This is a genomic window from Adhaeribacter aerolatus, assembly GCF_007991635.1.
Taxonomy (GTDB): Bacteria; Bacteroidota; Bacteroidia; order Cytophagales; family Hymenobacteraceae; genus Adhaeribacter; species Adhaeribacter aerolatus.
Genome location: NZ_BJYS01000032.1, coordinates 1 through 24457 on the forward strand (window position 1 = coordinate 1; position 24457 = coordinate 24457).

19 protein-coding genes and 1 pseudogene are annotated in these 24457 nt (G+C 45.6%); 9 read left to right on the forward strand and 11 right to left on the reverse strand.

Annotated elements, in window-relative coordinates; translation table 11 throughout:
* Window positions 1-210 precede the first annotated feature (210 nt).
* Window positions 211-1311 (reverse strand): DUF3810 domain-containing protein, encoded by a 1101-nt coding sequence (locus tag AAE02nite_RS19155; RefSeq protein WP_170252647.1) that lies wholly within the window; start codon window positions 1309-1311, stop codon window positions 211-213.
* Between the two features lie 202 nt (window positions 1312-1513).
* Here AAE02nite_RS19155 and AAE02nite_RS19160 point away from each other — a divergent pair, with 202 nt between their 5' ends.
* On the forward strand, window positions 1514-2599 hold the full coding sequence (locus AAE02nite_RS19160) for a Gfo/Idh/MocA family protein (RefSeq protein ID WP_146901577.1): 1086 nt from the start codon (window positions 1514-1516) through the stop codon (window positions 2597-2599).
* Window positions 2600-2606: 7 nt separating this feature from the next.
* On the opposite strand, the gene AAE02nite_RS19165 is transcribed toward AAE02nite_RS19160, so the two are convergent.
* Window positions 2607-3833 carry an MFS transporter gene (locus AAE02nite_RS19165; RefSeq protein WP_146901580.1) on the reverse strand — a complete coding sequence of 409 codons (1227 nt, stop codon included), beginning with the start codon at window positions 3831-3833 and terminating at the stop codon, window positions 2607-2609.
* A 214-nt stretch (window positions 3834-4047) separates the two neighbouring features.
* On the opposite strand from AAE02nite_RS19165, the gene AAE02nite_RS19170 reads away from it, so the two are divergent.
* The 6 genes from AAE02nite_RS19170 (at window position 4048) to AAE02nite_RS19195 (ending at window position 12058) form a co-directional block, all read left to right on the forward strand.
* Complete coding sequence (locus tag AAE02nite_RS19170) at window positions 4048-5370, forward strand: polysaccharide deacetylase family protein (protein WP_146901583.1); 1323 nt, start codon at window positions 4048-4050, stop codon at window positions 5368-5370.
* 737 nt (window positions 5371-6107) lie between these two features.
* Window positions 6108-7331, forward strand: a complete 1224-nt coding sequence (locus tag AAE02nite_RS19175) for an acyltransferase family protein (RefSeq protein ID WP_146901587.1) — start codon at window positions 6108-6110, stop codon at window positions 7329-7331.
* 269 nt (window positions 7332-7600) lie between these two features.
* Window positions 7601-8950 (forward strand): Gfo/Idh/MocA family protein, encoded by a 1350-nt coding sequence (locus AAE02nite_RS19180; RefSeq protein ID WP_146901590.1) that lies wholly within the window; start codon window positions 7601-7603, stop codon window positions 8948-8950.
* Window positions 8951-9203: 253 nt separating this feature from the next.
* Window positions 9204-9608, forward strand: coding sequence for a hypothetical protein (locus tag AAE02nite_RS19185; RefSeq protein WP_146901593.1), 405 nt, complete (start codon window positions 9204-9206; stop codon window positions 9606-9608).
* A gap of 535 nt (window positions 9609-10143) precedes the next feature.
* On the forward strand, window positions 10144-11025 hold the full coding sequence (locus AAE02nite_RS19190; protein WP_146901595.1) for a PIG-L deacetylase family protein: 882 nt from the start codon (window positions 10144-10146) through the stop codon (window positions 11023-11025).
* 58 nt (window positions 11026-11083) lie between these two features.
* Window positions 11084-12058 (forward strand): NAD(P)H-quinone oxidoreductase, encoded by a 975-nt coding sequence (locus AAE02nite_RS19195; protein ID WP_146901598.1) that lies wholly within the window; start codon window positions 11084-11086, stop codon window positions 12056-12058.
* Window positions 12059-12319: 261 nt separating this feature from the next.
* Here the strand turns inward: AAE02nite_RS19195 and AAE02nite_RS19200 are convergent.
* Window positions 12320-12706, reverse strand: a pseudogene (locus tag AAE02nite_RS19200) (endonuclease domain-containing protein).
* Window positions 12707-13060: 354 nt separating this feature from the next.
* Between AAE02nite_RS19200 and AAE02nite_RS19205 the strand changes: the two are divergent.
* On the forward strand, window positions 13061-14236 hold the full coding sequence (locus tag AAE02nite_RS19205) for an MFS transporter (RefSeq protein WP_146901601.1): 1176 nt from the start codon (window positions 13061-13063) through the stop codon (window positions 14234-14236).
* A 170-nt stretch (window positions 14237-14406) separates the two neighbouring features.
* Here the strand turns inward: AAE02nite_RS19205 and AAE02nite_RS19210 are convergent, their stop codons facing one another.
* Entirely contained in the window at window positions 14407-15717 is a 1311-nt protein-coding gene (locus AAE02nite_RS19210; protein WP_146901604.1) for an amidohydrolase, read from the reverse strand.
* A 672-nt stretch (window positions 15718-16389) separates the two neighbouring features.
* Between AAE02nite_RS19210 and AAE02nite_RS19215 the strand changes: the two genes are divergently transcribed.
* Window positions 16390-17877, forward strand: a complete 1488-nt coding sequence (locus tag AAE02nite_RS19215) for an SDR family oxidoreductase (RefSeq protein WP_146901608.1) — start codon at window positions 16390-16392, stop codon at window positions 17875-17877.
* 97 nt (window positions 17878-17974) lie between these two features.
* On the opposite strand, the gene AAE02nite_RS19220 is transcribed toward AAE02nite_RS19215, so the two are convergent.
* The 7 genes from AAE02nite_RS19220 to AAE02nite_RS19250 all read right to left on the reverse strand — a co-directional run bounded on the left by AAE02nite_RS19220 (window position 17975) and on the right by AAE02nite_RS19250 (window position 24342).
* A complete protein-coding gene (locus tag AAE02nite_RS19220; protein WP_146901613.1) occupies window positions 17975-18274 on the reverse strand; it encodes a HigA family addiction module antitoxin in 300 nt (99 codons plus the stop codon).
* Window positions 18275-18278: 4 nt separating this feature from the next.
* Window positions 18279-18563 carry a type II toxin-antitoxin system RelE/ParE family toxin gene (locus AAE02nite_RS19225; protein ID WP_146901615.1) on the reverse strand — a complete coding sequence of 95 codons (285 nt, stop codon included), beginning with the start codon at window positions 18561-18563 and terminating at the stop codon, window positions 18279-18281.
* Between the two features lie 137 nt (window positions 18564-18700).
* Window positions 18701-19015: a hypothetical protein gene (locus AAE02nite_RS19230; RefSeq protein ID WP_146901618.1), complete on the reverse strand. Its 315-nt coding sequence runs from the start codon at window positions 19013-19015 to the stop codon at window positions 18701-18703.
* 241 nt (window positions 19016-19256) lie between these two features.
* Complete coding sequence (locus tag AAE02nite_RS19235; RefSeq protein ID WP_146901621.1) at window positions 19257-20303, reverse strand: tRNA guanosine transglycosylase family protein; 1047 nt, start codon at window positions 20301-20303, stop codon at window positions 19257-19259.
* Entirely contained in the window at window positions 20281-22089 is a 1809-nt protein-coding gene (locus AAE02nite_RS19240; protein WP_146901624.1) for an ATP-binding protein, read from the reverse strand. The genes AAE02nite_RS19235 and AAE02nite_RS19240 overlap by 23 nt, the downstream gene beginning before the upstream one ends.
* Window positions 22090-22111: 22 nt before the next feature.
* A complete protein-coding gene (locus AAE02nite_RS19245; protein ID WP_146901627.1) occupies window positions 22112-23602 on the reverse strand; it encodes a DNA double-strand break repair nuclease NurA in 1491 nt (496 codons plus the stop codon).
* Window positions 23599-24342, reverse strand: a complete 744-nt coding sequence (locus AAE02nite_RS19250) for a DUF6884 domain-containing protein (RefSeq protein WP_146901631.1) — start codon at window positions 24340-24342, stop codon at window positions 23599-23601. The genes AAE02nite_RS19245 and AAE02nite_RS19250 overlap by 4 nt, the downstream gene beginning before the upstream one ends.
* Window positions 24343-24457 lie beyond the last annotated feature (115 nt).

Here is a 24457-nt window from a genome sequence, read left to right on the forward strand (position 1 = left end):
TCTCACAAATCTAAAGGGAGGAAACTTGTTGGCTGCCTGCTAAATAGTTTCCTCCTGAATGACACCTTTAGATTAGACGTTGCCGCTTAACAAAACTTTGCATAACAATCGTTGATAATATTCAAACAATTACGCTTGGCAAAGGAAAAGCCAAGCAACAAAAAGGCAACGAAACTGGCGTTCTGCTGCAAGCTATTGCCCACCTTTATTTTAATATTTCAACTGGTTTTTCCGGAACTCGGCCAGGAGCAACTCTACCACCATGCTGTAGCTTTCGAGGCCTTCGTCCTGGTCGTTGGCTTTCAGGAATAAATCGTGAATACCATCGCTGACAACCTCAATCGGATTCTGAAATTTTTCCCAGTACGCCTGGTTTTTTTTTAAGTCCTGCTGCAAGCCGGGGCTGAACCTTTTTTCCAACTGTTTAAACGCCACTGAATCTACCGTGCGAAGGCGGTTCATGGCGTACTTCATGGCCATCAGGTTACCCGAATACTGAAACGCCGGATTGGGGTTCAGGCGACAGGCCAGGTACGATACAAAATTAGCTTCGTCTTCCGAAGCTACACCTATCTGGTGGGCCATTTCGTGACAAACCGTGGCGGGTAGTAAAAAATTAGGCGGGTCCATGTTAACGTTGGCTTCGCCGGTAAACGGAAAATAAATACCGCCAATCCCGAAAAACGACATTAATTGGGGCACATACACTTGCTTTACGGCCGGATAGGTGTACGTTAATTCGGGAAATTGCCTAGACATCACCGCAAAGCCCCGCGTAGCTTCTTCCAGCATTTGCTCGTGGCTGATGGGTAATATTAAAGGCTGCTTTTCCTGCTGCGTTACCTGCTGGCGACTTTGGTTCGTTAGCCCGATCAATTTTACACAAAGGGTGATTAACTCCGGCTTTGCGAGGGTGCGGGGCTGGATGCCGACAATATCGTGGATGGGCCGGCGGTGGTAATTAAGTCCCCACATGAGGGTAAACAAAAAATAAAACACCGATAAAAAACCCACGGCCGCCAGCCCAACGCGCTTAAAAAATAATTTCAGGCTCACCTGTTTTAACCACATCTGCCGGACCTGCCGGAGCAACCAAAACAGCATGGCGGCTATAATACCGTAAAAAAGCAATTGCCCGACCGGCACCGGAATAGCCCCGAATACGATGCGGAGCGTTTGGCTTAAGCTTTTGTAAAATCCGTGGGTATAAACCTGTTCTACCCAGTGGGTCCGCGCCGAAAGAAACTGAACTATAATTATTTGTAGCGGTAAACTTATTAAAAGTAAGCGGTGCCGGTATTTTTTTATCACTTTATAAATTGTTTAATCTTAATATTTGTAAGGCCGGAGGCACTTAGAATAACGCTGGCTAAGCCTTTGTTTGTATTCTGGCTGTCCCGGTTATGCCCAATCTGCTCCAGCTTTTCCTGGTTACGGCAGGCTTACTTATTCAAAAGGTTTAAGTATCTTCCGGTGGTAATATTAAAGAAATTCCGCCTTAAAATTTCCGGATATGAAGTACGGCTTGCTAACCTTTATGCTGATAATGCTTATGTTCCAGACTTTTGCCCAATCACCGGTAAAAATTGCCGTAGCCGGTTTAAGTCACGGCCACGTCGATTGGATTTTTAACCGGCCGGGTAAACAGGATATTTTACTGGTGGGCATTTACGAGCCTGATAAAGAACTGGCGAACCAGTACGCGCAAAGATACAAGCTCGACCCCAAGCTCTTTTTTACGGATTTAAATAAAATGCTGGACCAGGTAAAGCCCGAGGCTGTTTCGGCTTTTGGTGCCATCAGCGAGCATATAACCGTGGTGCGGGCTTGTGCGCCGCGCAAAATTCATGTAATGGTGGAAAAACCCCTGGCTACCACTTTGGCCGATGCCCGGAAAATGCAGACCTTGGCCAAAAAAAATAATATTCAGGTACTCACTAATTTTGAAACCTCGTGGTACGCCAGCAACCAGCATGTAAACGATTTACTGAACCAGGGCAAACTGGGCGAAATCCGGAAAGTAATGGTAAACGACGGCCACCAGGGCCCGAAAGAAATTGGCGTAAGCCAGGCATTTCTGGAAATACTAACCGACCCGGTAAAAAACGGAGCCGGCGCTTTAACTGATTTCGGCTGCTACGGTGCTAACCTGATGACCTGGCTTTTAAAAGGCCAACGGCCGGTTTCGGTAACCGCCGTGGTGCACCAGAATAAACCGGAAATTTATAAAAAGGTAGATGACGAAGCCACCATCATTCTGCAATACCCCAAGGCCCAGTGCATCATTCAGGGTTCCTGGAACTGGACCTTTGCCCGCAAAGACCTGGAGGTTTACGGCGATAAAGGCTACGCCATTGCCGTAAATGCCACTACTGTCCGGCAACGGCTGGATGAAAAATCGTCCGAAACCACCTTAAAACTGGAACCGCGACCCGAGCCTTATACCGATCCTTTTTCTTTACTGGCAACCGTGGTAAGCGGTAAACTTACGTTGGATAAAAATGATTTATACGGTTTACCCATTAATATTACCGTTGTAGAAATACTGGAAGCCGCCAAGGAATCGGCCCGGTTAAACAAAACTATTTTCCTGAAATAGAGGTAGCCTAAGCTTTTCTGCTTTTCTCTACATCCGGTAAAAAACCGGTGAGTAAACCAATCAGCGGCAAAAAGGCACAAAGCTGGAATACGTAGCCGATGCTGGTGCGGTCGGCTACTTCGCCGAGCACCGCCGATCCAATACCGGCTACACCAAAAGCAAACCCAAAAAATAATCCGGCAATCAGGCCAATTTTACCCGGCACCAGCTCCTGGGCATACACCAATATAGCCGAAAACGCCGACGACAGAATCACCCCGATAAGCACGATGAGCACGCCGGTCCAGAATAAATTGGCGTGGGGCAGCAGTAACGTAAACGGTGCTACACCCAGAATAGAGCCCCAGATAACGTATTTACGGCCAAAGCGATCCCCTACCGGTCCACCAATAAAAGTACCCGCCGCTACCGAAAACAAAAACACGAACAAATACATTTGTGAGCTTTGCACCGATACCCCGAATTTATCGATGAGGTAAAAGGTGAAATAACTCGTCATGCTCGATAGGTAAATATGCTTCGAGAAAATAAGCGTTAATAATATTACCAGCGACAAAATAATTTTTGATCTGGATAAACCGGTTGGTACTTCCGGGTGCACAGTTACGGCTTTCTGCCGGATTTGAGCCGTGTGGTTTTGCTGCCACCGGCCAACCCGCCACAGTACCAAAATAGCCAGCAACGCCACTCCCGAAAACCAGCCGATAGAAACCTGCCCGAAAGGCACAATTACCAAAGCCGCCAGAATAGGCCCCAGCGAACTGCCTGCATTGCCGCCCAACTGGAACAACGACTGCGCCATGCCCCGTCGTCCGCCGGAAGCCAGGTGCGCCATGCGCGAAGCCTCCGGGTGAAAAACCGCCGAACCCATGCCCACCAGGGCCACCGAAAACAGCAAAAACGAAAAACTCGCCGCCTGCGATAACAGCAATAAACCCAGTAAGGTAAAGCCCATCCCTATCGCCAGTGCATAAGGCTGCGGCTTTTTATCGGTATAAAACCCAACAAAGGGCTGCAGAATAGAGGCCGACAACTGGAAGGTTAAAGTAATTAAACCAATCTGCGCAAAATCCAGCCGAAATGAATCTTTCACCAGCGGGTAAATAGACGGGATCAGCGATTGCATGGTATCGTTGAGCAGGTGCGAGAAGCTAAGGGCAAACAGCACCGGGAAAACGGCCTGCTGGGCTACGCGTTGAGATACTGTGTTCTCGCCCGATAAGGTATTATTCATGGGGTATTACCTATTGTATTTACTGCGGGGCTACTGGTTTAAGTTTCAGCATAAACGCAAACCCGCCCGCAAAGTTAAAGCCATTCCGGCAGGCTTCCTAACCAAAAAAGCCCGCAGAAAGTTTAGCAGAAATTTGTTTGGCCGGAGATAGCTTAATAATTGGGAAGAATTATTAAATTTCTGACTTGACCAACTTCCATCACCTTTATCCACCATGCTTAAAAATTTAATTTATTTCTCCCTTGTGCTGGCGCTGTTTAGCGCCTGTAATGCGCCGGAAAAATCGTCTAATGCCACCGAAATTACCAAATGGCAGTACAACAAGAAAGCCGCCGTTTCGCTGACTTACGACGACGGCTCTACGAACCAGTTTGCCAAAGCCCTGCCCATTATGAACCAGTTGGGTTTACCGGCCACCTTTTTCATTATTACCGGGCAAATACCGGGTTCGCAGTACCAGGGGAAATTTCTTGGCCGGCCGGTAAAAGAAATTATTCAGGAAACAGCTACGGTACCTACTAATAAAGATAACTTTTTCGAGCGGGCTTCGGCCGTAGGTTTTCTGGGTTATCAGGGCACCATCGATTATCATACCCAGGCGGGCGCTTTGATAGATGCGGGCAAAGAAGCAGAGGCTTATAAGGTAATAGATGAAGTCTATAAAAAAGTAAGAGACGGTGCGTTTAAACCCGGTTACCAGAGCAACAACGAAGTAGCCGAAGCCCGGGGTGTAACCTGGGATAAAATAAGAGCTTACGCCAAACAAGGCCACGAATTTGCCAGCCATACCGTTACGCATCCCCGCTTAGCGGCTTTAGATGAAGCCAACCTGGTGTACGAGTTGGAGAAGAGTAAAGAAGATATTCAGAAGCAATTAGGTCCGGCCTACACTTTTTCGGCCGAAGGCCCCTACGGTACCGAGAACGAGCGGGTAATGGAATATGCCTATAAGATATACCCGGCTCTGCGCAACCGGATGCCCGAACCGTACCTGACAGAAATAAACCGGGGCAGCAAAGTGCAGCCCGGCACCTCCGATAAAGAATACGTGCAATGGCAGCGGGGCGCCACCACCAAAACCCCTTTGCCCCTCATGAAATCCTGGGTAGATACCGTAGCCGCCCACGATAAAGATTGGCTGGTACTGGTATTTCACGGAGTGGATGGTATTGGCTGGGAAGCCTTGTCATCGGAGTTGCTGAAAGAATATTTCGAATACATTAAAGCGCAGGAAGATAAACTTTGGGTGGCCACTTTTGGCGATGTTACTAAATACATGCGGGAGCGCATGAACGCCAAAGTACAGGTAGCGGAAAAAGAAGACAAAGTAACGGTTAATCTTACCCACGACCTGGATAAAACGATGTATAACCTGCCACTTACCTTAAAGTCGTACGTTTCCCCGGACTGGAAAACGGTACAGGTAAAACAAGGCGAGAAGACGCAGCGCGTGCAACCGCAGCAGGATGCGAAAGGTACTTATGTGCTCTACCAGGCCCAGCCCAATGCCCAACCGATAGAATTATCGGGTATTTAAAGGCAACCTATAGAGATTATTGTTATGGAATTTATGGCGCGAGGCTCCGCCTCGTGTCTTTTTATTTTCCGGCCTCTGGCCCGTGTAAACGTACCAGCTGAGAAAAACTAAAATACTACTATATCGGCCAGAGGCCGGAAGAAATCACGAGCGGGACGCTCGCGATAGTTGAGTCTTACTAATTTTAATTCCACAGCTTCTAAATCAACATTAGACATATGCGGAATATCGGCAGCTACTGGCAACTGACATCAGTTTGGGCGATGAGGGCCTTTTGGAAGATGCTCTTCTGGGTTTCCGGTGCGCAGCATTGCGAGACACGAGCAAAGGAAAGATGAGCAGCCCGAATGACCAAACGGAGCCCGCCGGCCGGGAGGCTACTTAGACCTCTCAATACAGTTAGCACCTGAATATTGAAGGATGAAATCTTTCAAAAGGCGGCCCCATTATATTCCATGTTTAAATAGATATTCTAACAAGTATTATGTTTCAGAACCTTATTCTGTGTAATCGAAGCTATTAAACTCCGAAAAGGTTTTGTTTTAACCTTTCATTAATTATATTTAGCATACTCCTGATAAAGTGTTGTGTCTGATGTCTTTTCTGCTGAAGCAGCATTGGTATAATTATTAAAATTACTACGGCAGAATAAAGAATCACGGAAGGAATATTTTAAAGCAGTGCCAGAAAAGCCTTATTACCCCAAATCTGATAAGCCAACTATATCCACCAAACGCATGAAAAATCAACCTGCTTCTGTCTCCTGGTTTGCTTCCGTAAAGCAATTGGTCAATCCCGAAAGTGCTGCGGAAATCGCGCCAGCCACAACCTCAACCAAACCCTTACAACCGGCCGGATCAGCTAAAAAATCAACCCGGCTCCTTTCCATCGACGCGCTCCGGGGCTTCGATATGCTGCTGATTGCCGGTGGTGGTACTTTCCTGGTGCTGATGAAAGATTTAACCGGCTTGGCCTGGGTGGATTGGATAGCGGACCAACTAACGCACCCGGCCTGGCACGGCTTTACTTTTTACGACTTTATATTTCCGCTATTCTTATTCCTGGCCGGGGTATCGCTGCCTTTCTCTTTAAACCGGGGCCTGGAAATGGGCCTGAGCAAATCCGATTTGTACCGCAAGGCTTTCTGGCGCATGGTTATTCTGATTGCACTGGGTATATTGGATAAAAACGCACCCTTCCCCTTTTTCGAACCTTCGCAAATTCGGTTAGGCAGTGTGTTGGGCCGGATTGGGTTAGCCGGTTTTGTTACCACGCTGCTCTATTTAAACTTCTCGGGCCGCAAACGGTTATCGTTGGTCGGAATTATTTTGGTTTTGTATTATGCGGCGCTCTTTTTAATTCCGGTACCGGGCTACGGTGCGGGTAATTTAACCATGGAAGGCAACCTGGTTGGCTGGATCGACCGGACGTTTCTGCCGGGCCGGCTGCTGCAAAAAATATACGACGAATTAGGTTTGCTCACCCAATTCCCTGCTATCTGCCTGACAATACTCGGTGCCATGGCCGGCGATATTTTACGCACCAACTGGAAAGATAACCGGAAAATACAGACCTTGCTGCTGGCCGGGGTAACTGGTATCGCTTTGGGGCTTCTGTGGGACCTGCACTTTCCCATTAACAAACACCTTTGGTCCAGCTCATTTATTTGCCTCACGGCCGGCATGGCTTTTATCTTCCTGGCTGGTTTCTATTTTGTTATCGATGTGCTGCAATTCCGGAAATGGGCTTTCTTTTTTATGGTAATCGGCATGAACTCTATTACCGTTTACCTGGCCTACCGGTTTATTAACTTTTCGCACACCTCTAAACTGCTTTTTGGTGGCTTGTACGCGCCCGCCCCGGAACCCTGGCAGGAAGTTTTTCAGGCTTTTGGCGCCATGATGCTGGTGTGGCTGTTCCTCTACTTTTTATACCGCCAAAAAATATTCCTGAAAGTTTAAAGTGGATGTTGGTAGCAGGTAGTTGGTAGCAAGTATCAGGTATCAGGTAGCAAGAATCAGGAGATGGGTATTTCGCCATGGTGTTATCACCGCCAATTCTAACACTTCTGCCCGACTATTAACCGGTTTAAACACAAGGCCAGAGCTACTGACTAGCGAATATTAATGTTTAATACAGCTTACTATTTAGAATATTAATATTGGATTAACAATTCAACAATTTAACAATCCAACAATCTATTAATCAACTAAATCATAATATTTCCATAATGGGTGAAGAGTTAATACAACGCCGGGCATTTATCCGGAAAACATTAACCGGGGCGGCCGTAGCCGGTTTGGGTGGCATTTTGCCAGGTTTTAGCGCGCAGAGTTATGGCAATATTTTAGGGGCGAACGATCGGATTCGGGTAACTTGTATGGGCGTGAATTCGCGGGGTTTTGCTGTAGCCGATAACTTTGCGGGTCTGCCGAACTGCGAGGTGTTGTACGTATCGGATGTGGATCGCCGGGCGGCCGAGAAATGCATCGCCAGCGTCGGAAAAATTCAAAAAAAACAACCCAAAGCCCGGCCCGATTTCCGGAAAGCTTTGGAAGATAAAAATGTAGATGCCCTGGTAGTTACCGCCCCCGACCATTGGCACGTGCCGGCAGCGCTCCTGGCCTGCCAGGCCGGCAAACATGTTTACCTCGAAAAGCCGGCCAGCCATAATCCCCGCGAAGGAGAACTGGTGGTAGAAGCAGCCAAAAAATATAATCGGGTAATACAACTAGGCAACCAACGGCGCTCCTGGCCCAACGTAGCGGCAGCCATTAAGGAACTGCACGGTGGCGCAATCGGCCGACCTTATTTTGTGAAGACCTGGTACGCCAATAACCGGCCTTCCATTGGCATTGGCAAAGAAACAGCCGTGCCCGAGTGGCTCGATTATGAATTGTGGCAAGGCCCGGCGCCGCGGCGGGCATTCCGCGACAACGTAGTACATTACAACTGGCACTGGTTCTGGCACTGGGGTACCGCCGAATCGGGTAACACCGGTATGCACCAGATAGACCTGGCTCGCTGGGGCTTAGGTGTGGATTATCCCACGCGGGTGACTTCGGCCGGCGGTCGTTACCGCTACCAGGACGACCAGGAAACGCCTGACACGCAGGTCATCACCCTCGAATTTAAAAACAATACCAGTATTTTATATGAGGGGCGCAGTTGTAACGGCAAGTCGGTAGATGGAAGCGGCACCGCTTTAATATTTTATGGTGATAACGGCTCTATGTTAATCGATGGCAATGCTTATACCATTTATGACCCGAAGAACAAAGTAGTAAAAGAGGTAAAAAATCAGGTAAAAATGGAGTCGCTTAACACGACCAGCCCGGCCCAGCAATTAGATGCCCCGCATATGCAAAACTTCCTGGATGGTATTCGCACCGGCACTAAGCTGATTTCAGATATTTTAGGAGGGCACCAGAGTACCTTGCTGTGCCAGTTAGGTAATATTGCCTTGCGCACCGGTTATACCCTGAATATCAATCCGGAGAACGGCCATATTCTAAACAACCCCGAAGCCATGAAATTCTGGGCCCGCGAATACCAGCCCGGCTGGGAACCCAAAGTGTAAGTTTTATCAGCATGACATAATTCCTGGTGCTGAACCCGTGAGGTTGTTGGTTTATATTCAAGACGCTCTTAATTAATCCTATCGGGTTATTGCCCTTACTAAATCAAGTACGGCAGATATTTATTTTATAAGAACAGAAAGGCTCGGCCCTCTACCGGGAATCCGGTGGGTGTTTTCTTCTTGGTAAAGAGGTTATACTTATCTTTGTAACCGGTACGTTCACTATTAAAAAGCTTTATAAGCTTCAGCTGGTATGGATAAAAGAAGACGAAGATATTTAATGGGTATGGCAGTGGCCTTGCTGCTGGTTTGGATAATTGCCGATGCCACCAATGAGCCGGGCGTAAATGATTTGCCGGGCAATTTTGAAGAGGTTGCCTTGTACCGGAACGAGAACAATACTGGTCCTATCATTCGGGTTTATGCCGTTACCCTCACCGATACCCTTTGGACTGAAATGAAGGACTACGGCAATTTTATGCCTCATACCAAATACGGGAACACGAAAGTTTACTTTTTTCGTAAAGGCAGCCCTGTGCCGGATAAATTAATACCGGGAGCGGAGAATTTTAGCCCGGAACTAAAACAATATGTCCTGGCTACCTACGAGAAGGATGCAATGGGCACCGTTTCCTTCCGAAAGTACCCGTTCTTGTAAAGCTTTTCTTTTTCTTCTTATACCAAACAGTGTTAGATATCTTCCATAAATATTCTCGCTGTCATGTTGGAAGAATCTGTTGTTTAAACACCTTCACACACATCAACAGGTAAAGGCTATATGGCCCACTTGATTTTCTAACCAAAAGATCCTGCTAGAATTTTCTGAATTATGAAGATGACAACGATAAAGTGTCCTTTTATGATAGGTGTTATTATTTGGTATTATTTCTTCCTGGTGAATGCAGTAACAGAATTACCAATGCAAAGGGTTTTCGCATACTGTTGATTTGATGAAAGAAAAGAAAATTGCTGAATGAATCCCATTCCTGTCATTCAATAGGAACCTGTTTTTACTGCTTACATTATTACAAACGCTTGGCATAAGCCACGCATTATCAGCACCATATCTAGAATTTAGAAAAAGGCATATTGGTTTGGGAAGTTCGCGTGAAGGGAACAAAGCCGGACCAGCCTGATATTTAAAATATTTTCTTATTTTGGGTTTTCGCCTAAATCATTAAAGACTCTCCTTCATGAAAAAGCTTTATTCGTGTTTATTTCTGTTTTTATTCCTGGCGCAATCGGTTTCGGCGCAAAGTCCTAAAATCCGGGTTATTGTGTTTGGCGCGCATCCCGATGATTGTGATATTTCGTCGGGCGGACTGGCGGCTTTGTATGTGGCGGCGGGACACGCCGTTAAGTTTGTATCTTTAACCAACGGCGACAAAGGCCACCAGCAAATGGGCGGGCCAGAACTAGCCAAGCGAAGATTAGAGGAAACCCGCGAAGTAGCCCGCCGGCTGGGCGTTACCTACGAAGTACTGAACAACCACGATGGAGAATTAATGCCTACGCTGGAAAACCGGCTGGAGGTAATACGCCGGATACGGGAGTGGAAAGCCGACGTGGTGATTGCGCCGCGCCCCAACGATTACCACCCAGATCATCGGTATACCGGGGTTTTGGTACAGGATGCCGCTTACCTGGTTATCGTGCCCAATATTTTGCCCAAGGTAGCTCCCCTGGAAAATAACCCTTTGTTTTTGTATACCCGCGATCATTTCCAGCGGCCTAACCCCTTCCGGCCCGACATTGCCGTAGATATTACTTCGGTTTACGATAAAAAAGTACACGCTCTGGATGCGCACGTTTCGCAGGTGTACGAGTGGCTGCCCTGGACCGCCCACGATAAATCGGTGCCAACTAATCTGCAGGAACGTAAAAAATGGCTTTGGAATAAATATTTAACCCGCGTAAACATCAGCCCGGAAGTAAGGCAATCGCTAGGAAAATGGTACGGCCAGGAACGGGCGGCACAGACAACTATGGCTGAAGTATTCGAAATTTGCGAGTACGGCAAAAGGCCCACCGAGGCTGATATCAGGCGCTTGTTCCCGATGCTGCCGCCGCAGTAAAGGCGATTGGGTATAAGAAATAAACGTAAGCAGTTATCAGAAACTTAAAGTTACCCCAATGCAGGCCATCATTATTACCCAACCCGGCAACCCCGAAGTACTGCAACCACAGGAAAGGCCAACGCCCACGCCGTCGCCATACGAAATATTAATCCGGGTAAAAGCAGCGGGCGTAAACCGGCCCGATGTTTTCCAGCGCCGGGGTGGTTATCCGCCTCCCATTGGCGTACCGGCCGATATACCGGGCCTGGAGGTGGCGGGTGTAGTAGAAACAATTGGCGCTGAAGTTACCCGCTGGCAACCCGGCGATGCGGTTTGCGCTTTGCTGGGCGGCGGTGGCTACGCGGAGTTTGCGGTAGTAGATGCCCGCCATTGTTTGCCCTTACCATCTAGTTGGTCTTTTACCGAAGCCGCCTCTTTGCCCGAAACGGTATTTACGGTTTGGCACAATGTATTTCAGCGGGGCGCTTTACAGCCCGGCGAAAGCTTTTTGGTACACGGCGGCAGCAGCGGCATTGGCATTACAGCCATTCAGTTGGCCAAAGCCTTCGGGGCGCGCGTATTTACCACTGCCGGCAGCTCCGAAAAATGTGCCCGCTGCGAAGACTTAGGTGCCGAACGGGCCATTAACTACAAAACCGAAGATTTTGCCCAGGTGCTGCAAGCTGATGGCGTAGACGTAATCCTGGACATGATAGGCGGCGACTATACCCACAAAAACCTGAACTTGCTGCGGCCGGATGGTAGGTTAATATTTATTAATGCCATGCAGGGCGCACCCGCCGAGTTTAATATCCAGCACCTGATGCGTAATCGGTTAACCATTACCGGCAGCACCCTACGCCCCCGCTCTGCCCAATTTAAAGCAGACTTAACAGCAGCTATTCTGGAAAACTTTTGGCCGGTGTTGGAGAGCGGGAAATTTAAGCCCGTTATTTACCAGGAGTTTCCTTTGGCCGAAGCCGCCCAGGCCCATGCCCTGATGGAAAGCAGTCAACACATCGGAAAAATAGTATTGCGTGTTGGAGAATAGTTTTTCAGTTGCTTTAACTACTCGAAGAAACAGAAGTAAATCAAGTACTAAGCAGGGGAAGAGAATGCGCTATTTCACTTTTAAGATTAATGCTTCACTTTGACGTTTAATTAAATTAACAAGTTTTATGCTATATAAAACTACATAACAATTTCATAACTCTAACACGTTGTCAGTAGGCAATCAAAAGGTTATTTATAAATACATTCCCAAAAGAAGGCAGTGGCGTTCCGGAATAGCTTATTCCCCTCCGCGGAGGGGTTAGGGGTGGGTCAACTGTTGAGACAACCGATTCTCCATCCAGATTTCAATCGTTCGGAGCACATTTTCCATATTCTTTTTTACTTCCGTATCCGTAAAACGCAAAAAACAAACCCCAAAGGATTCCAGCCGTTTCTGGCGCATTATGTCTTCCGTATAGGTATAATTGTGGCTGGCGCCATCTATTTCAATTACTAACCCTAACTATTTACAATAGAAATCCACAATATAGGCATCCAGGGGCTTTTGCCGGTCAAAATCATAACCATTCAACTTTTTACCCTTTAATTCATTCCAGAGAAGCACTTCGGCCAGGGTGCTGTTATTGCGGAGCTGCCGGGCCAGTTGCTTTAAGTGGGGCTGATAGGGAATAATTCTGGACTTCATACGGTAGCTGCTATATTGAACCCACCCCTAACCCCTCCGTGGAGGGGAATAGTTCCTCCGGCGGGCTGCTATTTCTACCATACGCATCTGTTTACCCATTTTGTGTATAACTCTAGCAAAGCATTACTTGAAAATTTCTTTAAAGCAATTTGTAGAACTTTGGGGTAAAACAAGAATAATTCTACCGATGTACAGCCGGGCCTTTGCGTAAAGTAACAAGCCAGGCTTCTTTTAGTTCTAGCACCAAAGGAGTAAATGCCCGAAAAAATTTATTCTCCGAGAGCGGCTTGTTTCAGAAAAGGTAAAAAGATAAGCTTAATTTTGAGCCGGAACAAAAGCTAACTACGGTAGCCGATGAATAAAAAGCTGATTACATACCTCGTTTCTTTTGCCGCCTTTTTCGGCCCGTTTACCCAATCTATCTACACCCCTTTGCTGCCGGTGGTGCGAGAGCAGTTCCAAACCACGGAGTTGCTGGTAAACCTGACTATTTCCATTTTTACGTTTGTGCTGGCTGTTATGCAGATTATTTACGGCCCGCTCACCGATTCCAAAGGTCGGCGCAAAGTACTACTGCCTGGCATTCTGGTGTATGTAGCGGCTTCGGTGGGGGCGGCTTTTGCTACTAATATTTACATTTTTCTGGGTTTCCGGGTATTGCAGGCGGCCGGTATGGCAGTGGGTTCGGTGGTAGCCACTACGGTTATCGGCGATTTGTACGAAGGCAAAAAGCGCGGCCGTGCTATGGGTACTTTCCAGACGTTGGTGGCCCTGGGGCCGGCGGTGGGTCCGGTAATTGGGGGCTTTGTGGGCGAATATTTTGGCTTCCACGGGGTATTCTGGGTGCTGGCGGGTACGGGCGCTTTGTTGTGGGTGCTTAATTACCGCTACTTGCCCGAAACCAAACCCGATTCTTTTAGCGGCGACCGCTTCCATGTAAAGCATTTTGCTAAAATATTAACCAAACCGGCCGGTCCGGCTATTGTGCTGCTGGGCTTTGTGCAATATTTTACCTTTTACAATTTTCTCGTATTTCTGCCGGTGCTGCTTACTTTGTTCTACGGGCTCACCCCGGGGCAAAACGGTCTGGTGTTCTTGCCCATGTCGCTGATGGTGATAACGGGCAGCCTCGTGGGCGGACGCATCCAGGAATATTTTAACCCGCGTAAATTCCTGCTGGCGAGTGCTACGTTAAATGTGGTGGCTACACTGTTGTTTGTCTGGCTTTCGGCTGTAAGTTTACCGGCATTAATTTTTAGCATCTCGTTTTTCGGTTTGTGCCTCGGGCTCTCGCTGCCCGTACAAACCACCTTGCTCACGAACGAATTCCAGCACAGCCGGGCTACCGCCATGGGTATTTATAATTTTTTCCGGTATTTGGGCATGGGCGCCGGTCCGCTGGTAGGCACCTTTTTCTACCACATTGGCAACCGCGTTGAGTTTATTTTTGCCGGCGTTTTGTTTGGCGCAGCGGTAATATACGCGGCGGTAAAGTTTTCACGGGCACGCCAACCTGTAGCCGAAGGGTAATTACCATTTGATTAACCGACTTATTCCCTGGCCAACGCTGATACCAGAAAGGCAGGTGCCAGGCGCATAATCAATGGCAACGAGTTTGATGGCCCAAATTAATAAATAAAAGTTTAAAAACTTGCTCCCATTTACACCAGGTGCGCTGCACTTAAGATTAGCCTCCTGAATTATTGCCGGGCCGATTGCATATAATCCAGCACCAGATTGCACATGGCTTTTACACCTAACTTAAAACCGCTTTCATCGAGGTAAAAATCGGGGGTGTGGTGCGAGGGCGCTTCTTCGGGCTTTTTGCCTTTGGGCATCCCGCCCAGAAAAAAGAACAGACCCGGCACTTTTTCCTGGAAGAAAGAAAAATCTTCGGCCCCGGTAACGGGCGGACGTAACACCACATTATTAGTACCGGCCGTGCGCTGTAAGGTGGGTAACATTTTTTCGGTTAAAGCCAGGTTGTTGTAGGTAACCGGGTAGCTGGTGCCATACGGAACCAATACCTCTGCGGTAGCGCCGGCGCTTTCGGCGGTTTTAGTGGCTACTTCTTTTACGCGCCTGATTATCATTTTCTCATCGTCGGCGCTCAGGGCCCGGATGGTGCCTTCCATTTCTACCTGCTCCGGAATAATATTTGCCCGTACCCCGCCGTGAATAGAGCCCACCGTTACCACCCCGGGATTTTGGGTTACATTCAGGTTCCGGCTTACAATAGCTTGTAAATTATTAATAATCTGGGCGGCGGCCACCACCGGGTCTACCGACGACCATGGGTAAGCGCCGTGCGCCTGCTTGCCTTTTACCAATATTTTAAAGCCATTCACACTGGCCATGGTGCCGCCCGGCCGGTAAGTTAGCTGCCCTACCTCGGTTTGGGAATTAATGTGCAGGCCAAAGATAACGTCTACTTTGGGGTTATCCAGCACGCCTTCCTTTATCATGAGTTGCGCACCGCCCTCCTCTCCAGGGGGAACGCCTTCCTCGGCCGGTTGAAAAATAAATTTCACCGTTCCGGCCAAATCGTTTTTCATTGAAGCCAATATTTCGGCGGTGCCCATTAAAATAGCTACGTGCGAGTCGTGGCCACAGGCATGCATTACTCCTACCTGCTGACCGTTATAAGTGGTTTTTACTTTAGAGGCAAAAGGCAGCGGCACCCGTTCAGTTACCGGCAAAGCATCCATATCAGCCCGCAACGCAATTACCGGCCCCGGTTTACCCCCTTTTAAGATACCCACTACGCCGGTTTTGGCTACGCCGGTTTTCACTTCTATTCCCAAGCCTTTCAAATGTTTGGCCACAATAGCAGCCGTGCGCTTTTCGGCGTTGCCCAGTTCCGGGTTCTGGTGAATGTCGCGGCGCCAGGCAATCACTTTCTGCTCTATCTTGTCGGCCGCCGGGTTAATGCGAGCATCAAAATTATTGTTTTGGCTAAAAGCCGGTATGGCCAGCGTCAGGACAAAACCCAGGGCGTATATATTTTTCATGTAGGCGCTCTTTTGGTGAGTTAAGATAAATAATTCTAACCGGAAAAAAGAATAAGAAGAAAGATACGAGCTACAAGCTCGCACCAGCAAATAAAAATCTGATGGTGGTCTGGACACAACATTTTTTCAACCACCAGGTTAGTTAAACTTTATGGGCACCTTCCCAACCTTAAAATATGCAGTCCCCACGCTACCGCCAGTTTTAAACGAAGTGTACTTGGTGTCTATAAACAACCCTAAGTCTTCAGGTTTACTTACTACTGCCAAAGAAAGTTAGCTACTACAAGTTAACGGCAAAAGCTGCATTACCAGGCTCCCCGCCTATTTTAGGAGGGGCTGGGGGTGGTAAATTTTGTTTACCCTCTCCAAGCAAAGGAGAGCCGGTCCAACATTCATTTCTTTACAACGCTTTATATATAGCCTTCTACAGGTAACCCTTACGCCCTGCGGACACTGTCCCTAAATCATGGCTACAATTAGGGCTTATTCACCCAGCCAATTAACCCATAACATTCCCGTCCTTAAACTGTTAACCTAACACTAGGAAACCAGCTTTGCACAAAAAAGACAGAAAAAAACAGGTTCGCAGCTACCGGGTAAGCAAAGCCTGCCGCGCTGGCCGTGCCAAATCAACCAGCCTAACCAAATGACCAACCCCAACCAAAAAAGCTTATGAAAATATTGCTGACGGGTGCCACCGGCTATATTGGCAAAAGATTGCTGCCGGTGCTCCTGGAACAGGGGCACGAAGTAATTTGCTGCGTCCGCGATATTGACCGGTTTCCGCAGGAAGGCATTTACCAGCACCCCAATATTGCCTTGCTCGAAATTGATTTCCTGGAACCTATTCCCGCGGCCGGGGCCAACCCGGATAACGAAAAAAGCCGGAATGAAAAAATCCGGGAGATAGAAGTGGCTTACTACCTTATCCACTCCATGAGCACGAACAGCAAAGATTTCGGGCAACTGGAAGCCACTTCGGCGCACAACTTTATCCAACTGGTAAAACCCACCGCCGTGCGGCAAATTATTTATCTGGGCGGCATTACCAACAGTACCCAGCTCTCGCGGCACCTGGCTTCGCGCAAAAAAGTAGAAGAAATATTAAGCCAGAGCGGCATACCGGTAACTGCCCTTCGGGCCGGCATTATTGTGGGCTCCGGCAGTGCCTCTTTCGAAATTATCCGCGACCTCGTAGAAAAGCTACCGGTCATGATTGCCCCCAAATGGCTGAACACCCGCACCCAGCCCATTGCCATCCGGAACGTTTTGGAATATTTAACCGGCGTTTTGGGTAAGCCCCAAACCCTGAACCAGGCCTACGATGTGGGCGGACCGGATATTTTATCTTACAAAGAAATGCTGCTCCAGTTTGCCCAGGTGCGCGGACTCAAACGGTTCATCTTTACGGTGCCCGTCATGACGCCGCGGCTGTCGTCGTACTGGTTGTATTTTGTGACGGCTACCTCTTACCAGTTGGCTACCAACCTGGTAAACAGCATGAAAGTAGAAGTAATTGCCAAAGATAGAACCCTGGAGCAACTGTTGGGCATTACCCCCATCCCTTACCAAAAAGCGGTAGAACTGGCTTTTCAGAAAATAGAACAAAACAACGTGGTTTCGAGTTGGAAAGACTCGCTGGTATCGAGTAACGTCGATAATTCTTTGCTGGAACACATAAAAGTACCCGAAGCCGGCTGCTTTACTGACTGCCGGCAGAAGCCCATTACCACCAGTGTAAACCAGGTGCTCGATAATATCTGGTCGATTGGGGGCAGGCGCGGGTGGTACTACGGCGACTGGCTCTGGCACATACGCGGCCTGCTGGATAAGCTGGTGGGCGGCGTAGGTTTGCGCCGCGGCCGCACCAACAAGCACACCATAAACACCGGCGACACGCTCGATTTCTGGCGGGTGCTGGCCGCCGACAAACAAAACCAACGCTTGTTGCTGTATGCCGAAATGAAATTACCCGGCGAAGCCTGGCTGGAGTTTAAAATTATGCAAACCGACCACGGGCCTTTTCTCCGGCAAACGGCCACTTTCCGGCCCAAAGGGTTGCTGGGCCGCTTATACTGGTATGCCGTGTTACCGTTTCATTTTTTCGTGTTCGAGGGCATGGTGAATAATGTAATCCGGTATGGCAATTCTTTAAAATAAACTGGTGGGTCCAGACAATGTCTGAACGCCCTGGCTGCTTCCGCAAACCGTTAAGTATGCAAAGCCGCCGCGAAACAATGATTTTGTATGGGTAGGGTTAGGCGGCGTTTTTCTCAAACCTTTTTATACCCGCTAACTCTTTCTGCATATTTATTTTTTCTTCTTCTAAATCATAGTCGTCTTGTAGCCCAAGCCAAAATTTAGGAGAATTTCCAAAATAACAGCTTAATCTAAGAGCGGTATCGGCTGTAATTCTCCTGTTACCTTTAAGAATTTCTGAAACTCTGGTTTGAGGAATATGAATGTCTTTAGCTAGTCGGTAAGCGGTAATATGGAGAGGCAGGAGAAATTCTTCCTGCAACACTTCTCCCGGATGAATATTAGGTATCTTTTCCATTTTTTTAATGATAGTCAATAATCTCTACTGCGGCGGCTTGTCCATTGTTCCATTGAAAAATGATTCGCCACTGGTCGTTTATACGGCGGATGCTATAAAATTCTTTTAAATTCCCGGATAGCTTTTCTAAACGGTTAGACGGCGGAATCCGCAAATCGGCAATGTTCTGGGAGTTATTTAACATTCTTAATTTGCGGCGGCCAATTGCTTGGATATCCAAAGGTAATTTTGCCACTCTTTCCCCGTTCCAAATCTTTTCTGTTTCTTTCGAACCAAAAGACATTATCATACTTTCGCCTTACGGTACTAACGTCCAAAGTAAGTATTTTTTTCATTTTTAATAGCAAAAGAGAAAATTCTTAAATGCCGCTTGTCTTACTGGCATTGGTAACTAAAGCCCGGTGTACGAATTCCCCCCTAAAAATTTCAGGTACCCGCGGTATTCGTTTCGGCTTCGTTTACCAGGCGCAGGGCGGTTTCCTTTAAACCCGCCTCCGGAATAAATTCGTCGGAGATAGTTAGCACCGAAAACAAGGAGCGCTGCAAATGCTTTGTACTGAGTTCATCGCCTTTCAGGGCGGCTTGTACCAGGTGCAACGATAAATCGGCGAGTAATAAGCGGCGTTTCTGCGCGTAGGCCGGCGTACCTTTGGCGGCCAGGTTTTCCAGGTAGGCTTGTTCTACACGACTGTGCGCTTCGGCTACCAAATCCAGCACCGCCTGTTTTTCTTCTGGTTGCATAATAATTGTCTAAACGATAATACAGGTAAGTTACGGGCTAGAAATATTTATTCCAATAGCGGTTGCAGCTAAAAAACTTGTCTAGCGCCAGTGTTGAGCTTAGCGTCACTGGTGCCTGTTTATGTTAGCCAGTTTTTAAATTAGCGGAAGCTGAAGTTAAAAAATAAGTCTGAAGACTTACATTCATAGCTAGACACAAGCCACGCTTCGCTTAAGATTTGCGCCAGAGGGGGAGTTAAACCTATTTTTTAAATAAAGTATGTACCTGCTTTTCTTTAATTAAATAATCAATTAAAGGTTTATATGTTGAGTTACTTACGTGAGAAGGATACCATTCAGAATAAGAATTATTAAGAAGATGATATTTAATTAAACGGTCCTCCTCTAACAATACCCATAAATTATGAGCTGCTCTGTTCATGAATCCTGTTAAGCCTTTTATCTTTAATCCTTCAATACCATTATTCCGACAGGATGGACAACCACATTGAGTTAAAACATCCCATTCATTTTCATCGCAATTTCGTCCACGCCATTTACCCAATTCAGCAACTAAGCGATCACCTTTGCCAGGAAGCTGTATTATGCCGCGAGCTGCTCGGTTACGCCACCCAGTCGAATCTATTGAATCCATTTGAAGCAAAGCTGCTATATGTAGCGTAGCCGTTCCGCCTATTCCGAATACATGTATTTTCTTATCTTTAAATACCTTCCTAATATTTTGCAAGTGCCCCAATATATCTTGATAAGGCATAGCTTTAGGAGCCCGTAGTAAGTTAGGCACAATACCTCCTAAGGCAATTCTTTTCTTCTGATTTAATAAATGATCACCTTGAAGATGCGTCACATATTCATTTAAATAACGGCAGATGTGGAGAACTGGAACAAAGCCATCGTAATTATATGCAAGATTTATTTTCATGGTATCTAACATGCAATTATACTGCTGCCCATCTGACATAGCAGGAGCAGGAATAAAATCTTGTGGGGTTGGATACCAATCTGGTTTTGCTCTTTCTATAAATTCTTTATATTCTTGCTGATTAATTTGACTGGACCGGCGCAGGAAGCTAAATGAGCCGTTGTCAAGGTAAATTGAAATATCTTTGGGAACTTCAAGATATTGGTGCAAACCAACTTCCATCGCCTTCTTCCGCTTGGTAGGTGTTTTATCAAATTCTGCATAAGACACCATCACCGCCCGTACTTCAGGTAAAAAATAAGGTGAACTTGAATTCCATACTTTAGGATTAGGGTTACTTAAATTAAGACCGACGACTATTTCCATTTTGTTTTGTTTGCTCCATCTCAAGACCCTTCTGTGCATTTTCAAGCGCAACAAAAGCATCTTCTTCTTCCCTCTCACCTTGCGATTCTGATTTCTTTATTCGTACTAAGACCGGAAAGTTAATTAATTGACCGGATAAAATTGCTTCCCCAACATCTAAATCAGGAAGCATTTTGGCTTCATCTTCTCCAAGTGATTCTATTACCCTACGTACAAAATTTTGGTCAGCAGGGTTTATCATTCTCATAATGATGTAAGAATTGCACATTGATAATGCAGTTTCATCTAAACGAGATGGTCGTTGGCTAACCATTATTAAACCAACACCAAATTTACGGCCTTCTTGAGCAATTTGCTTTGTAATAGCTATGGAACGCTCTTCGGCTGTGGTCAAAGCTTTACCAGGAACAAAGTTGTGTGCTTCTTCTAACAATAGAACAACCGGAAGTTTTAGTTCATCGCGTACTTTAGCTTCAAAAATACTGTTAGCAATAATTGTGTAAATAGTTGCTTGAAAATTACCCGTATATCCGGCCAGTGATATCACACTAATCTGACCATATTTTACAAGTTCTAAACGATTAATAGGTAATGGGTTAGCACTACGAGCAACCTTTTTATTGGTTGTTTCCATCCGCTTAAGTGCCGCTGCCGCTTTAAATACTCTCTTCTTAATACCCTCAATGGTTCTCTTATCGGTTCTACTATAAGTATCGATACGAGCCCATCCCCATTCCTGTAATTGCGTTTCAAGCTGCTGCCAATCTCCTTCATTATCCGCTTTCATCTGCACAATTCGTTCTCCGGCTTCAGCTAAATAACCTACCAACCACATATCTTGCTTAATTCCGTATTGTTCAATAGTATCTCGTCTCAAGAGTAAAGCGAGCCATTGTTCCCGCCGCTTTCTTTCACCCCCATCTTCTATAAAAAATTGTTTTGCAGCATAAAATACATCATCAAATACACCTTGCATCGTGGGAGTTAATTCATACCCTAGTGTATCTACGACCTTAGCAACTGTTTCACTCTCTTCTTCAAATACTGGAAACTCGGCATAATATCGTTGTACTTTTCCTTTCAACTTCTCAACATCAGCTAATCCTGTATAATCACCATGTGGATCAAAAATAACAATAGGATAATTCCTCTCTGCCAATTGTTCCACAATTCGACGAGCTGTAACACTTTTACCTGCTCCGGTCATTGCTAAAATCGCCAAATGCCTACTCACAATTGCATGCCCGTCAACCTTAACTGTCACACTTGGGCGATTAGATAAAGTGGCAATGTCTAATGCACGACTCTGCTTAGTACCTAATTCTCCAATTACAACTCTTTCCAAATCGGTTGAATTTGGCATATAAGCTTGAGAAGCCGGCTGAGGAGGATACCGCACATGGTCTAATCTGCCGCCAGCTGATCCATCAATAGGTTCTGATCCTAAAACTTGACAAACTGCTGTTACCATTTCTCTACTTAATGAAAGTACGGTATCAAAAGGGCTAGTTCTAGTTTCAGCAAGTTCATGGCCGGCTTCCACTGGGAAGAGTGGATTAATCCGTTCGATTTGTTGAACCTTTGCCCAAAGTCGCGTTTTTTGTTTAATACTATTTTGTTCGGTAGATTTTAGATCAACATCCACAGCAATAATATCCTGTTCACGAATTGTTTCATGAGCAACAGCTAATCGGAAGGTTCGACTAGTACTTTCACCAACAAGGGTTCCTACAAAACTCTGCTTTTCGAGTTTTTCAGGTAATTCTTCAGTAGCAATTTGAGGCATAAGTTATATTTTAACCTAATATTTAAGGATTTGGACGGAAAAGCCAATCTCGATGTGTCATATAAATAGCCTGAACAAGCAGATGTCGCATTTCAGCATCTTTAATTTCTCCCTTTTGCAAACTAACGCTTAAATGGTGTTTGATTAATTTACTATATGCATTAGTAAGCCATGTGGGTACCTTTGCGAATTTATCAGCTACATCTAAGCCAACAGGAAACCCATAACCAGGTATTAACAATGAATATAAATATGCTCGCTTAGCTGCTTCTTCAATTTGTTGTTCTCCTAAGCATTCAAACACTTCAACCCTAATTGGCTCTGTTCTGTCGGACACACTTATATAACAACCTTTAATTTTAGGAAAGCCAAGCAATGGATCTTTTAAAATACTCCAATCCATATTTGTTGCCCGAGCCTCACCTGTTAATATTGTTTGACCAGTACGAAGGCCTTTAAGTTTATTTATTATCCAAGATTCTGAACGTTGGCCAGGCTTCATTAGCATTGCCATTAGGATAGCATCAGTATAGGCTAAACGATCTAATAAAATTCCTGGAGTTTTTAAATCTGTTCTACCAAATAAATTATTGAAGTAATTTTGATTATTCTTTTTCCTTAAGCTAACAAATATGCGCTCTAGTAGTACATCTTCGCTAAATTCTCTTAATCTTCCACGCTCAACAACACCTGCAATTATAGGAACAGGACTACGCTTCTTTGCCTCAGATATAAGTTGCTGATATAGAAATGCCATCCACGCTAAAGGATCAAACAACTTTTTTTGAATCATATCTGTATCTACACCGGGTGCTAACTTCGGATATATTTGGATACGAGCTTCCTCTAAAAATTTATTCTTTAGATCAGAGGCTAGTTGAGGGTTTGCGGCATAACTTCTCAGAAATAAATCAATATCATTTTCAGTAAATGGACTATGTCCAGCGTAATTACCCATTAAGTACATTAAAGGACCATGAAACATTAGCAACCTCAAATTAGGTGTACGTTTCAATGCAGAAAGACCGCCTAGAAGCTCGGCAGTAATTCTAACTATATCTATAAAATCCTTGCGCTCTTTACTACCACCTTCTAAATCTCCTAAGATAACAGGATAATAACCAAATTGCTCTCTTTCTGCTAAGTTACGTTCACCGGTTCGGACGGCATAGGAGCCTACCCGTAATAAAATAGGAATTTGTCCAGAAATTTCTACTTGTCCAACTCCCCCATCTATAAATGTTACAACTTCTCCTTGAACTTCCTGCCAATTTGCCCCATTAATATTAGAGATAGAAATAATTGGATCAGACTCGCCACTTTTAGCTAATAATATTTTCTTCCTTAGATCTTTTATAAATTTGGATGTGTTTTCAAAATAATTTCCTCTTAGATTTTCTGCTACAATAAAAGCATTTTCTACAAGGCGCATCAACACATAAGGTTGGCGTTGTAAATCTTCTCGAACCCCTTCCTCCGTTAGATGATAATCTTGTCCATTATTTTCACTCATATACGTTTAATTTCCACACCTAACTGAGTAAGAATCTTTCGCGCATCCAGAGTTCGGAACTGTCCTACTGGCACACCGGTTAGAATACTAAGAAGCCACTTTGGAGCCACCCTCAATTCTCCAATTGGAACAAACCAAGATTCAAATCGTGCTGCACCTATAGGATCTTCTTTAGCCTTTATAAATGCAATATGTAAAATTTCATTTACATTATATTTTATTTCTTTGCCGTGGAAAGTGATTATTTGTGCTAATCCAGTCGCATCAATCTCTGGCGGTGGGGCTTGATAAAGCCATTCATATAAATTAGAGACTTGTTTACCTATACTTCCTTGCGTATGAATAATTTTAGGCTCACTTTCTTGTACATACCCGGTTAGCCTATTTAACTGGGAAGGATTTAAAGCTTCAAGATAATTATTTGACATACAAACCATTACCTCTTGAAGTAACTCAGTTTTACGTTGAATAAGCCCATTCAGCTTTTCTTCAACTAATGGTTGAAGTTCGCGAGCCCTAACAAGAGTCATTTTCCTATCATAATTACCAATTAGCTCATCGGCTGCTATTAAAGAATGTTCGGCAGAAAGGATAAAGGTTAAAGGAAGGTTACTATTGGGAGATTCGCGATATTTACGTAAAACTTTAAAAAATGGCCCATCATATCTTTCAATTGCCGGTAATAAAACTGTTGTGTTTTTTTTTAATTGCGAGCAAGACAATAATAATAATCGAGTCATTTAAATAAAACTTGGGAATAGTTTATTAAAAGCTAAAGATTAAACAAATTGATAGGCGACTGAATTATTTAATTAGAGGTAAAGCTTTTTTATTAGATAACGTTACTTGTGAGTT

Coding starts and splice junctions, on each gene's coding strand:
- AAE02nite_RS19165 (WP_146901580.1), bottom strand. CDS start 3,833: ATGAATAATACCTTATCGGGCGAGAACACAGTATCTCAACGCGTAGCC.
- AAE02nite_RS19245 (WP_146901627.1), bottom strand. CDS start 23,602: ATGAGTGAAAATAATGGACAAGATTATCATCTAACGGAGGAAGGGGTT.
- AAE02nite_RS19250 (WP_146901631.1), bottom strand. CDS start 24,342: ATGACTCGATTATTATTATTGTCTTGCTCGCAATTAAAAAAAAACACA.
- AAE02nite_RS19205 (WP_146901601.1), top strand. CDS start 13,061: ATGAATAAAAAGCTGATTACATACCTCGTTTCTTTTGCCGCCTTTTTC.
- AAE02nite_RS19225 (WP_146901615.1), bottom strand. CDS start 18,563: ATGATAATGTCTTTTGGTTCGAAAGAAACAGAAAAGATTTGGAACGGG.
- AAE02nite_RS19180 (WP_146901590.1), top strand. CDS start 7,601: ATGGGTGAAGAGTTAATACAACGCCGGGCATTTATCCGGAAAACATTA.
- AAE02nite_RS19185 (WP_146901593.1), top strand. CDS start 9,204: ATGGATAAAAGAAGACGAAGATATTTAATGGGTATGGCAGTGGCCTTG.
- AAE02nite_RS19230 (WP_146901618.1), bottom strand. CDS start 19,015: ATGCAACCAGAAGAAAAACAGGCGGTGCTGGATTTGGTAGCCGAAGCG.
- AAE02nite_RS19235 (WP_146901621.1), bottom strand. CDS start 20,303: ATGGAAATAGTCGTCGGTCTTAATTTAAGTAACCCTAATCCTAAAGTA.
- AAE02nite_RS19175 (WP_146901587.1), top strand. CDS start 6,108: ATGAAAAATCAACCTGCTTCTGTCTCCTGGTTTGCTTCCGTAAAGCAA.
- AAE02nite_RS19210 (WP_146901604.1), bottom strand. CDS start 15,717: ATGAAAAATATATACGCCCTGGGTTTTGTCCTGACGCTGGCCATACCG.
- AAE02nite_RS19195 (WP_146901598.1), top strand. CDS start 11,084: ATGCAGGCCATCATTATTACCCAACCCGGCAACCCCGAAGTACTGCAA.
- AAE02nite_RS19240 (WP_146901624.1), bottom strand. CDS start 22,089: ATGCCTCAAATTGCTACTGAAGAATTACCTGAAAAACTCGAAAAGCAG.
- AAE02nite_RS19170 (WP_146901583.1), top strand. CDS start 4,048: ATGCTTAAAAATTTAATTTATTTCTCCCTTGTGCTGGCGCTGTTTAGC.
- AAE02nite_RS19215 (WP_146901608.1), top strand. CDS start 16,390: ATGAAAATATTGCTGACGGGTGCCACCGGCTATATTGGCAAAAGATTG.
- AAE02nite_RS19160 (WP_146901577.1), top strand. CDS start 1,514: ATGAAGTACGGCTTGCTAACCTTTATGCTGATAATGCTTATGTTCCAG.
- AAE02nite_RS19190 (WP_146901595.1), top strand. CDS start 10,144: ATGAAAAAGCTTTATTCGTGTTTATTTCTGTTTTTATTCCTGGCGCAA.
- AAE02nite_RS19220 (WP_146901613.1), bottom strand. CDS start 18,274: ATGGAAAAGATACCTAATATTCATCCGGGAGAAGTGTTGCAGGAAGAA.